This window comes from Magnetococcales bacterium, from assembly GCA_015231925.1.
Lineage (GTDB): Bacteria > Pseudomonadota > Magnetococcia > Magnetococcales > JADGAQ01 > JADGAQ01.
The window spans coordinates 1-11475 of the sequence record JADGAQ010000071.1 but is presented as its reverse complement, the minus strand read 5'-3'; the positions used below and the strand labels follow the sequence as shown (position 1 = coordinate 11475).

General features: G+C 61.1%; 11 protein-coding genes. 9 read left to right on the top strand and 2 right to left on the bottom strand.

Translation table 11 applies throughout. The features are described from left to right. Positions 1-574 (bottom strand): CDF family Co(II)/Ni(II) efflux transporter DmeF (gene dmeF, locus HQL56_09550; GenBank protein ID MBF0309760.1); only part of this gene is annotated, 574 nt, incomplete at its 3' end. Positions 575-754: 180 nt separating this feature from the next. On the opposite strand from dmeF, the gene fur reads away from it, so the two are divergent. Continuing rightward, positions 755-1216, top strand: coding sequence for a ferric iron uptake transcriptional regulator (gene fur / locus HQL56_09545; protein ID MBF0309759.1), 462 nt, complete (start codon positions 755-757; stop codon positions 1214-1216). A 120-nt stretch (positions 1217-1336) separates the two neighbouring features. On the opposite strand, the gene HQL56_09540 is transcribed toward fur, so the two are convergent. Beyond that, complete coding sequence (locus HQL56_09540) at positions 1337-2827, bottom strand: dynamin family protein (protein MBF0309758.1); 1491 nt, start codon at positions 2825-2827, stop codon at positions 1337-1339. Positions 2828-3065: 238 nt separating this feature from the next. Between HQL56_09540 and gltA the strand changes: the two genes are divergently transcribed. The 8 genes from gltA (at position 3066) to HQL56_09500 (ending at position 11452) form a co-directional block, all read left to right on the top strand. After that, positions 3066-4361 (top strand): citrate (Si)-synthase, encoded by a 1296-nt coding sequence (gene gltA, locus HQL56_09535; protein ID MBF0309757.1) that lies wholly within the window; start codon positions 3066-3068, stop codon positions 4359-4361. A 151-nt stretch (positions 4362-4512) separates the two neighbouring features. Continuing rightward, positions 4513-6273 carry a biosynthetic-type acetolactate synthase large subunit gene (gene ilvB, locus HQL56_09530; GenBank protein ID MBF0309756.1) on the top strand — a complete coding sequence of 587 codons (1761 nt, stop codon included), beginning with the start codon at positions 4513-4515 and terminating at the stop codon, positions 6271-6273. Between the two features lie 36 nt (positions 6274-6309). Then, the gene (ilvN, locus tag HQL56_09525; protein MBF0309755.1) at positions 6310-6810 is read left to right on the top strand and encodes an acetolactate synthase small subunit; all 501 of its coding nucleotides are present in this window, start codon (positions 6310-6312) and stop codon (positions 6808-6810) included. A 23-nt stretch (positions 6811-6833) separates the two neighbouring features. Then, positions 6834-7850, top strand: coding sequence for a ketol-acid reductoisomerase (gene ilvC, locus HQL56_09520; protein ID MBF0309754.1), 1017 nt, complete (start codon positions 6834-6836; stop codon positions 7848-7850). Between the two features lie 78 nt (positions 7851-7928). Beyond that, positions 7929-8570 (top strand): phosphatidylserine decarboxylase family protein, encoded by a 642-nt coding sequence (locus HQL56_09515; protein MBF0309753.1) that lies wholly within the window; start codon positions 7929-7931, stop codon positions 8568-8570. Continuing rightward, complete coding sequence (gene pssA / locus HQL56_09510; GenBank protein MBF0309752.1) at positions 8567-9373, top strand: CDP-diacylglycerol--serine O-phosphatidyltransferase; 807 nt, start codon at positions 8567-8569, stop codon at positions 9371-9373. The genes HQL56_09515 and pssA overlap by 4 nt, the downstream gene beginning before the upstream one ends. 7 nt (positions 9374-9380) lie before the next feature. Continuing rightward, on the top strand, positions 9381-10922 hold the full coding sequence (locus HQL56_09505; GenBank protein MBF0309751.1) for a 2-isopropylmalate synthase: 1542 nt from the start codon (positions 9381-9383) through the stop codon (positions 10920-10922). 80 nt (positions 10923-11002) lie between these two features. Then, positions 11003-11452 (top strand): hypothetical protein, encoded by a 450-nt coding sequence (locus HQL56_09500; protein ID MBF0309750.1) that lies wholly within the window; start codon positions 11003-11005, stop codon positions 11450-11452. Positions 11453-11475 lie beyond the last annotated feature (23 nt).

Sequence of the window (11475 nt, the reverse complement as noted above, 5' to 3'; positions counted from 1 at the left end):
CATGGTCATGGTCATGGTCATGGTCATGGTCATGGTCATGGTCATGGTCATGGTCGTCATGGTCATGGTCGTCATGGTCGTCATGGTCGTCATGGTGACCCCCATGTCCATGATGGTGATGATCCTCCCCCAGCAACCAGGCGCTGGCCAGATTCACCACCAGTCCCACCACGGCAACGATCATGGCGGTGTGAAAGTTGACCTCGATCGGGGAGATCAAGCGTTCCGCCGATTCCACAGCAATCAGGAGGCTCACCATGGCCAGGGCGATGGCATTGGCAAAACCCGCCAAAGGTCCCACCTTGCCGGTGCCGAAGGTGAAACGCGGATTGGCCGCGTGGCGGCGCGCCATGGCATAGGCAAACGCCGTCACGCCGAGAGCCGCAGCGTGAGTACTCATGTGCCAACCATCCGCCGTCAGGGCCATGGAGCCGGTCAGGTAACCGACGACAATTTCAACAACCATGGTAACTAGTGTAAGAGCTATGACGACATGGGTTCGTCTTTCCCCCTGATTGTGTTCATCCAGGCCAAAAAGATGCGGGTGTTGCCATTCCGTGTGTTCGTGGTTCATCCGAGTATCCCATCCAGGAAGGTGTCTGGTTAGCAGTTTGCTTCATCCGCACATTAAAAAATTATGGGGAAAACCGGGCTAATTCTCAAAACTTGGTGTGAAATTTAATCCCAAACCGGGCTGCTGATATGGTAACATAGAAAAATTTCAATGGCCTATGCGTTACAGGGAGAACGATCCATGTCGGAGAGAGAGCAGGAGACTCCTGTCAACATGAACAGCAGCTTGAGACAGGCCGGATTGAAAGCCACCGTGCCCCGGTTAAAGATCATGAGCCTGTTCCAGTCCGAGGAGAGCCAGCATCTGTCCGCGGAAGAGGTCTACAAACGACTGCTTTCGGAGGGAGAAGAGGTGGGGCTGGCCACCATCTACCGGGTTCTCATGCAATTTGAACAGGCTGGATTGCTGCGTCGCCACCATTTCGAGGGCGGCAAGGCGGTTTTTGAATTGAACCAGGGAGATCACCACGACCATCTCGTTTGCCTGCAGTGCGGTCGGGTGGAGGAGTTCTACGACGAGGAGATCGAGCGCCGTCAGAAGGAGTTGGCCTTGAAGCGCGGTTTTCAGGTCCAGGATCATGCCCTCTATCTCTATGCGGACTGCCTGAAAGCCGATTGTCCCTTCCGTCACCACGAATCGTAAGCCGACTCCTTCCGGAAATGGATCCGCCGGTGTCGGATCCGTTCCTTCTCCAGTTCCCCGAACGGGGTTTTCCGGCCAGCCCCCATCCGAAGCTCCGGATGGGGGCCGACGAGGAAACGCTTAACTGACTTCCAACTGTACCTTGGAATTCTTGTTGGTCGCTTTGCCCGACGGATTGGTGAACTGGTCGTTGAGGTTCTGGACGTACATGTCGCTGTCTTTCAGCACCCTGAGAACCCGATTGCGGGTGCCGGGGCTCCAGCCGCTGGGAACTTTCTGAAAGAGGGAACGCACGCTGCGGGTGTTGCGCAGGAAGGCGGACCGTACCAGATTGCGCAGATCATGCTTGCGGGCTTCGGCGGGCAGGGTGCGCAGCACCAGGAAGCGGGCGAAACGCCGCGCCATGAAGTGCAGATAGACCAGCCCGGTGCCGACGGCGGCGGCTCCCAGAGCCAGCAGCATATCCTTCCAGCCCCAGGTTTGGGGATCCAGCCAGTTGAGGCCCAGCAGTCCCTGGATCACGGGTTCCATGACCGGAGAAGAGGCCACGGCGCTGCCCAGAATGAAGACGATCACCGCCAGAACGCCGTCCATGGTCAACACCAGCTTGCGCCAGCGACCGATCAGCTCACTCATTTTCGGCACCACCTCTTCCGTGATCATCTTGGCGGTGTTTTCCAGCACGCCGATGATGCGGTAGGCCCGCTCCACTTCCACCCGTTGCATGCGCAGGGTGATGTCGGCCATGTCTTCGTCGCGGCGGGCCAGATAGTGGGCTTTGACCGTCTCGTCGTCGATGGGATTGGCGGCGTCGTTGTCGAAAATCTGGTAGAAACGCCCAGCCGTCAGGCCACACTGCGCCAGGGAACGCTGCCAGGCGGCGACCACATCCTCCAGATTGGCTTCTCGGGCGGTGCAGTCGATCTGGTTGAGGATGTAGAGAAATTTGTTGGAGTCGTGACGGCTGATGGTCTGGTTGACCAGGTGTTCCAATGTGTCCCGCATGGCGCCGGGTTCCGGATGCCGCGCATCGAAAAAGACCAGCACCAGGTCCGACAGATTGATGATATGATCCACGATGCGCAGAATGGAGGTGCGTTGCGCATCGGCATCGAAGCCGGGGGAGTCGATGATGATCTTGCCGCGCAAGGCCTCCGTCGGGCAGGTCTTCAATTGCAGATAGGAGTCGATGCGGCGACCCTCCCCGGAGACCACATGCTCCACCTCCCGCCCGATTTCGTAAAAGGGGAACCGCGGATCGGAATCGAGGGCCAGGCCGGGCAGGGTATGGGATTTGTCTTCCTTGGCATAGCAGATCACGGTGAATTTGTCGTCCACCGCCTGATTGCCGGTGCGTTGCAGCTTCTGCCCCAGATAAGAGTTGATAAAGGTCGATTTTCCCGAGGAAAAGGTGCCCAGAATGGAGATCAGCGGCCACCAGGGGACCTGGGTGGCGAAGGAGTCCTCCCGAGAGAGCAGCCCCATGCGATAGGCAACCCGATCCAGCTCCCGGAAGCTCTGCACAACCTGCAATAGAACGGGGTTTTCCTGCTTGAGGTGTTTTTCCAGGCTTTGCAGGCGTCTTTCGATCTGGTTCGTGTTATCGAACATGCGTAATCTCCAAGCATGAGGTGTAGAAAAGGAGCCCCCCGAAGTTAGCGCATCCATTGAGTTCCCGAAATGGATGTCAACACATAAAAAAATTATAATGCCGCACTTGTATTTTTTTGCGTCCTTGCGCATCCTGCATGACCGATGCCCCCTTATGCAAGACCTGGGCAGCAGGTTCCCTTGATATGGGACAGGAAAAGCACGCCTCCCTTTATAAAATATTCTATGGGGTGAAGCCATGGCCAGAAACACAATGACAATTCGGGACAACCGGTCAGGCAAGGAGGTGGAATGGCCCATCGTCGAAGGCACGATGGGGCCTTCGGTGGTGGATATTACCCATTTCTTCAAAGAATTTGGAATGTTCACCCTGGATCCGGGCTTTCGCTCCACCGCCTCCTGCGAAAGCAAGATCACCTTCATCGACGGCGATGCCGGGATACTCCTGTACAGAGGCTATCCCATCGAGCAACTGGCGGAGAGAAGCACCTTCCTGGAGGTCTGCTATCTGCTGATGCACGGCGAACTGCCCACCTGCAAGGAGTTCGAGACTTTTCGCAGCACCGTGACCAACCACACCATGCTCCACGAGCAGATTCTGCAGTTCTACCGTGGTTATCGTCGGGATGCCCACCCCATGGCCATCATGGTCGGAGTGGTAGGGGCCCTGTCGGCCTTCTACCACGACTCGCTCAATATTCAAGATCCACGGCATCGGGAGATCTCCGCCTTCCGCATGTTGGCCAAAATGCCCACCATTGCGGCGGCATCCTACAAATATTCCGTGGGGCAACCGTTTGTCTACCCCAAGAACGGCCTGGATTATTCCTCCAACTTTCTGCACATGCTCTTTTCGGTGCCTTGCGCGGAGTATCAGGTCAATCCGATCTTCTCACGAGCCCTGGATCTGATCATGATTCTGCACGCGGATCATGAGCAGAACGCCTCCACCTCCACGGTACGGCTGGCCGGTTCCTCCCACGCCAATCCCTTCGCGGCCATGTCGGCGGGCATCGGCGCTTTGTGGGGGCCGGCCCACGGCGGGGCCAACGAGGCGGTGTTGAAGATGCTGCAGGAGATCGGCAGCGAGGATCACATCCTGGAGTACATCAAACGGGCCAAGGATCCCTCCGATCCCTTCCGTCTCATGGGTTTCGGCCACCGGGTCTACAAGAATTACGATCCCCGCGCCAAGGTGCTGCGTCAGGCGGCCCACGATGTGCTGCACGAAGTGGGCAGGGACAGCGACCCGCTGTTGCGGGTGGCCATGAAGCTGGAGCAGATTGCCAGGGAGGACGACTACTTCGTCTCCAAGAAGCTCTACCCCAACGTCGATTTCTATTCGGGCATCATCCAGTCGGCCATGGGCATTCCCACCAATATGTTCACCGTCATCTTCGCCGTGTCGCGCACCATCGGCTGGATCAGCCAGTGGATGGAGATGATTGCCGAGAAGGATCAGTCCATCGGTCGGCCCCGGCAGCTTTACACGGGGACGCCGACCCGGGATTATGTACCCTGCGAATGCCGCTAGGGTATTGCCGCATCGGCCAACCGCTCCGATGGGGCGGTTGGCTTTTTTTTTGGGCGAAGCAGGAATTGCGGGGGGAAGTGAGCCTCCTCGACAGGGAAAGGTTCTCTTTGACCTCGGGACCCTGCTAGTATAATTCATTGGGATGGGTGAAATGCCTGTCGAAGGATCTCTCCGCAGAGGGGGATCTTCGGGATGGTGTCGTTTCAGGAGCGTGGAAGTGAAACTGAATGGTGCCGAGATCATTGTCCAGAGCCTGTTGGAAATAGGGGTCAAGACCGTTTTTGGCTACCCCGGTGGCGCGGTGCTCTATATCTATGATGCCTTGCACAAGTCGGGACGCATACAGCATGTGCTGACCCGGCATGAGCAGGGGGCTTTGCATGCCGCCGACGGCTATGCCCGGGTGACCGGTGAGGTGGGAGTGGCCCTGGTCACTTCCGGACCCGGAGCCACCAATGCCGTAACCGGTCTGGCCACGGCCCACATGGATTCGATTCCCCTGGTTTGTCTGGTGGGGCAGGTGCCTTCCGCCCTCATCGGCAACGACGCCTTCCAGGAAGCCGATACCGTGGGCATCACCCGTTCCTGCACCAAACATAACTTCCTGGTGAAGGATGTCTCCCAGTTGAGCCGGGTGATCCACGAGGCCTTTTATATCGCCAGTACCGGGCGTCCGGGGCCGGTGTTGATCGATCTGCCCAAGGACATCACGGCGGCGACCGCCGAGTACGCGCCCTTTCAGGGGCCGGTGACGATTCGCTCCTACAAGCCGACCGTCGAGGGTCACATGGGGCAGATTCGCAAGGCGGTGAAGCTGCTCCGGGAGGCGCGTCGACCCATGATCTACACCGGGGGAGGGGTGATCCTCTCCAACGCGGCGCCCCAGTTGAAGGAGTTCGTTCACGCCATGGGGGCGCCGATCACCAACACCCTCATGGGGCTGGGCGGCATTCCCGCCACCGACCGGCACTTCGTCGGCATGCTGGGCATGCACGGCACCTACGAAGCCAACATGGCCGTTTCCCAGTGTGATCTTCTGGTGGCCATCGGTGCGCGGTTCGACGACCGGGTTACGGGGAAAATCTCCGAATTCGCCCCTCACGCCAAGATCATTCACATGGATGTCGATCCCACCTCGATCTCCAAGAACGTGGTGGTGGACATTCCCATCGTGGGCGATGTGCGGCCCACCCTGGAACGGCTCAACGCCGAGGTGAAGAGCGCCGCCTTCCAGGCGGACAAGCCGGATTTGTCGGAATGGTGGGCGCAGATCAACGAATGGCGCAGCCGGGATTGTCTGCGTTACGTTCAGGGGCCGGAGTGCATCGAGGCCCAGTTCGTCATTCAGCAGCTGCATGAGCTGACCGAAGGCAAGGCCATCGTGGCCACGGACGTGGGGCAGCATCAGATGTGGGCGGCGCAGTTCTACGGTTTCGAGGAGCCGCGTCGCTGGCTGACTTCCGGCGGGCTCGGCACCATGGGTTACGGTCTTCCCGCCGCCATCGGGGCCCAGATGGCCCGCCCCGACGAGCTGGTGATCCTCATCTCCGGGGAGGGCTCCATCCAGATGAACATTCAGGAGCTGGCCACGGTGCTGCAGTACAAACTGCCCGTCAAGATCGCCATCATCAACAATCAGTTCCTGGGCATGGTGCGTCAGTGGCAGGAGTTCTTCTACGGCAGCCGCTACGCCCAGTCGGACATGACGGTGCATCCCGATTTCATCAAGCTGGCCGAAGCATACGGGGCGTTGGGTCTGCGGGCCACCCGACCCGACGAGGTGGCCGGGGTGATCCGTCAGGCTCTGGCCCATCCGGGGGCGGTGATCATGGACTTCCGCGTCAATCGGGAGAGCAACGTCTATCCCATGGTGCCGGCGGGCGCGGCGTTGAACGAGATGATCCTTCTGTAGAATTCGGCAGACTCTTTTCTGCACGGTAGGTGGCTGATGAGACACACGATTTCGGTGGTGGTGGAAAACGAGGCGGGTGTGCTTTCCCGGGTGGCGGGCCTCTTTTCGGCGCGGGGTTTCAACATCCACAGCCTGAATGTGGCGCCCATGGAAGGGGGGGATACCTCTCACGTCACCCTGGTGACGGAGGGGGAAGAGCATATCATCGAGCAGATCATCAAGCAGTTGAACAAATTGATTCCCGTGATCCGGGTGGTCGATTTGACCGAAGGGCCCCATGTGGGCCGGGAATTGATGTTGGTGAAGGTGGAAGCGCAACAGGAGGCCCGTGCGGAAGTGCTGCGCGTCACGGAGATCTTCCGGGCGCGGGTGGTGGATGCCACCCCCGCCTCCTTCATCCTGGAAGTGACGGGGGACAGCGCCAAGCTGGACGCCTGTCTGGCCTTGCTTTCACCCCTGGGCATCCTGGATGTGGTGCGCACGGGGCAGGTGGCCATGGCCCGGGGATCGGGTCGGGCGGAAAAGAAAAACGGTTGAGCCACGGGAAAGGGTGGGAAAAGATGAAAGTCTATTACGACCAGGATGCCGATCTGGCCCTGATCAAAGCGAAGCAGGTGGCGGTGATCGGTTACGGTTCCCAGGGACATGCCCATGCCCAGAATCTGCGGGATTCCGGGGTGCGGGTCTGCGTGGGACTGCGTCCCGGCTCGGCCTCCTGGACCAAGGCGGAACTGGCCGGGCTGCCGGTCAAACCGGTTGCCGAGGCGGTTGCCGCAGCGGATGTGGTGATGATTCTGGTGCCGGACGAGCACCAGGCCAAGCTCTATCGCGAAGAGGTGGCGCCTCATCTGAAGAGCGGCGCGGCTCTGGCCTTCGCCCACGGCTTCAACATCCACTTCGGTCAGATCGATCCCGCCGCCGACATCGATGTCTTTCTGGCGGCTCCGAAGGGACCGGGCCATCTGGTGCGGGCCGAATACCAGCGGGGCGGCGGGGTGCCCACCCTGATCGGCGTGCATCGCAACGCCTCCGGTCGCGCCCGTGAGCTGGCCATGGCCTATGCCTCCGCCATCGGCGGGGGACGGGCGGGCATCATCGAAACCAACTTCCGCGACGAGACCGAAACCGATCTCTTCGGCGAGCAGGCGGTGTTGTGCGGCGGCATCACCTCCCTGATCATGGCGGGTTACGAAACCCTGCTGGAAGCCGGGTATCCCCCGGAGATGGCCTATTTCGAATGCCTGCACGAGACCAAGCTCATCGTGGACCTGATCTACGAGGGCGGTATCGCCAACATGCGCTACTCCATCTCCAACACGGCGGAATACGGTGATCTGACCCGTGGTCCCCGCGTGGTCAACGAAGCCACCAAGGCCGAGATGAAGCGCATTCTCAAGGAGATCCAGACCGGCGAGTTCGCCCGGGAGTGGATCACGGAGAACATGGCGGGGCGTCCCCGGTTCAATGCCTTGCGTCGCCTGGGCGAGAACCATCCCATCGAGGAGGTGGGGCGCAACCTGCGGGCCATGATGCCGTGGATCCAGCAGTCCCGTTTGGTGGACAAGTCGCGTAACTAGTTTGACTCGTGCCGCCGTTCCGGCAGCCTCTACGCCGCCGGAACGGCGGACTGCCGTCGGAATCGAGGAAGCCCCGCCATGCCGGTAGCCCGTGAAGGATTGCCTTTCATCGCCCTCTTCGTGCTGGTGGCGGGGTTGGTCACCGGACTGGCGCCAACACCCTATCCGGGCGGGGTGTGCTGGGTGCTGGCTCTGTGGTGCATCTGGTTCTTCCGGGATCCGGATCGTGTCTCGCCCCAGGGGCCGGGGCTGGTGGTGGCGCCTGCCGACGGCAAGGTCATCGTCATCGAGGAGGTGGCCCAGGCTCCCCTGACCGGTCGCCCGGCCCGCAAGATCTCCATCTTCATGAATGTCTTCAGCGTACACGTCAACCGCCTGCCGGAGTCCGGCACGGTGCGGGGACTGGCCTATCATCCGGGGCGCTTCTTCAACGCCGCCCTCGACAAGGCCAGCCTGGAGAACGAGCGCATGGCGGTCCATCTGGCGACCACCGACGGGCGGGAGCTGGTTTTCGTCCAGGTGGCGGGACTGATCGCCCGGCGCATCGTCTGCCGGCTGAAAGAGGGGGATCGGGGCGAGAGGGGCCAGCGTTTCGGCCTGATCCGCTTCGGTTCGCGGGTCGATTGTTACCTGCCCCTCGATGCCCGGGTCCAGGTGACCCTGGGGGATCAGACCAGGGCAGGGGAGAGCGTTCTGGCGCAGATGGGAGGTGGGTCATGAATGAGGTTCCTCGTCCAACCCCCAAGCGGGTTTACATTCTGCCCAACCTGCTCACCACCGGGGGCATGTTCTGCGGTTTTTACGGCATCATGGCGGCCCTGGGCGGACATTACGAAAACGCGGCCCAGGCCATCCTGGCCGCCGGCATCTTCGATGGTCTGGACGGGCGGGTGGCGCGGGCCACCGGAGGTTCTTCCGCTTTCGGCAAGGAGTACGACAGCCTGGCCGACTTCCTCTCCTTCGGCATCGCTCCCGCCGTGCTGGTGCATCAGTGGGCTCTGACCCCCTTCAACCGGGTGGGCTGGGCCGCCGCCTTCCTTTTCGCGGTCTGCGGTGCGTTGCGCCTGGCGCGCTTCAACGTTCAGCAGCACTACGTTCAGGACGAGCGCATCTCCAAACGCTATTTTCAGGGTCTGCCCATTCCGGCGGCGGCGGCCATCCTGGTGGCCACCATCCTTTTCTATCTGGATCTGGGGCTGCAAGTGGCGCTGCCCTCCCAGGGGGTCATCTCCGCCTGGAGCTGGCTGCCCCTCGGCCTGACCTTTCTGCTGGCCATTCTCATGGTTTCCACCCTGCGTTTCCGCAGCTTCAAAGACTTCTCCTGGCACCGGGAACGCCCCTTTCTCACCCTGGTCGGGGTGGTCATCTTCATCGCGGTGATGACCATCCACATGGCGACCACGCTGTTCGTCCTGGGGATCGTCTACCTCGGGTCGATCTACTGGAGCCATCGGGAGTACCGTCGTCTGCTTGCCGAGGGCAAGGAGATCGAGGAGGACGAAGTGCAGGATCTGTCGGTTTGAGAGGTCAATGATGGCGGTCGAGCGCGTTTTCATTTTTGATACCACTCTCCGGGACGGTGAACAGTCCCCCGGAGCCTCCATGAACGTGGAGGAGAAGGTGCGCATCGCTCTGCAACTGGAGCGGCTGGGTGTCGATTGCATCGAGGCGGGCTTCCCCATCGCCTCCCAGGGCGATTTCGACGGGGTGAAACGGGTGGCCGCTCAGATTCGCCAGTGCAGCGTGGCCGGACTGGCGCGGGCCAAACGGGAGGATATCGACCGGGCCTGGGAGGCCCTCAAGGAGGGGGTCAATCCCCGCATCCACACCTTTCTGGCCACCAGCCCCATCCACATGGCGCACAAGCTGCGCATGACCCCGGACCAGGTGCTGGAGGCGGCGGTGGCGGCGGTGCGTCATGCCGGCGGTTACACCTCCAACGTGGAGTGGTCGGCGGAGGATGCGGGGCGTTCCGAAATCGATTTCCTCTGCCGCATCGTCGAAGCGGTGATCGACGCCGGGGCCACCACGGTCAACATTCCCGACACGGTGGGCTACACTCTGCCTTTCGAGTTCGGCGAGCGCATCCGGCAGTTGATGGAGCGGGTGCCCAACATCCACAAGGCGGTGATTTCGGTGCATTGCCACAACGACCTGGGTCTGGCGGTGGCCAACTCCCTGGCGGCGGTGGCCCAGGGGGCGCGTCAGGTGGAATGCACCATCAACGGACTGGGGGAGAGGGCGGGCAACGCGGCTCTCGAAGAGGTGGTCATGGCCTTGCGCACCCGCAAGGATCTGCTGCCGGTGGAAACCGGCATCGACACCACCGAGATCATGGCTTCCTCCCGGCTGGTTTCCACGGTGACCGGTTTTCCGGTGCAGCCCAACAAGGCCATCGTGGGGGCCAACGCCTTCGCCCACGAGTCGGGCATCCATCAGGACGGCGTGTTGAAGGCCGCGGCCACCTACGAGATCATGACCCCGGAGTCGGTGGGTTTGACCACCAGCCAGATGGTGTTGGGCAAACATTCCGGTCGGCACGCCTTTCGCGCCCGGTTGCGCACCATGGGTTACGAGCTGACCCCGCAGCAGCTCGATCAGGTTTTCGAGCGTTTCAAGGGTTTGGCGGACAAGAAGAAAGAGATCTTCGACGAGGATATCGAGGCGTTGGTGGACGACGAGGTGGTGCGCACGGCGGACCATTACCGTCTGTTGCGGCTGCACATCGCTTCGGGCACCCAGGATACGCCGGTGGCGGCGGTGCAGATGGAGATCGACGGCGAGGTGAAGCGGGGCGCGAGTTGGGGGACCGGTTCGGTGGAGGCGGTTTTCAAGGCCATTGCCGAGTTGGTTCCGGGGGCCCAGGATGCCTTTCTGCTGCTTTATCAAGTGCAGGCGGTCACCTCGGGAATCGATGCCCAGGCCTTCGTGACGGTGCGTCTCAAGCACGAGGGGCAGACGGTACATGGCCAGGGGGCCCACAACGATGTGATCACCGCTTCGGCACGGGCTTACATCAACGCCCTGAACAAGCTGGCCACCAAGCGCGGCGAGTTGCAACAGGGGGTTTGACACCCCTTTCCGAAACATGGCATGGAAGTTGATGATTTGCCCAGCAGTGACTGCTTCCACCCTGATCGCAGGAGATGCCAATGACCATCCGGCGCTTGGACAAGACCGATAACCTGATAGCCAAGCCTGGCGTAGGCGGCAAAAGACGCACCGGCGAAATTTCCGGGGGGGAAAATTTTGCCCGGTTCCTCGACTCCTTGTCGGGCACACGGGAAAGCGATGCCGTCTTCGAGGTGGGTCAACTCGACGAGGTGGAAGGCGTCGGCGGGGAGCCCTCCCACTCCGAGCGGCGGCAACAGTTGCAACAGACCGACGAGATGCTGGGTTCCCTGGAATCCCTCGAACAGGATCTGCAAAGCGGCGGGCGGGCGGAAACACCCTCCCGTGAACGCCTGCAGGAGACCCGTGACCAGGCCTTGCACACCCTCTCCGGCTCGCCCAAAAAAGGGGAGGAGCGGGATCTTCTGCACCGAACGGCGGTTCTGGCAACGGTAGAACTGGCAAAAACGGACCGGGGGGATTATAAGTAACCCTGATCAGCCGCCGGTTGGGC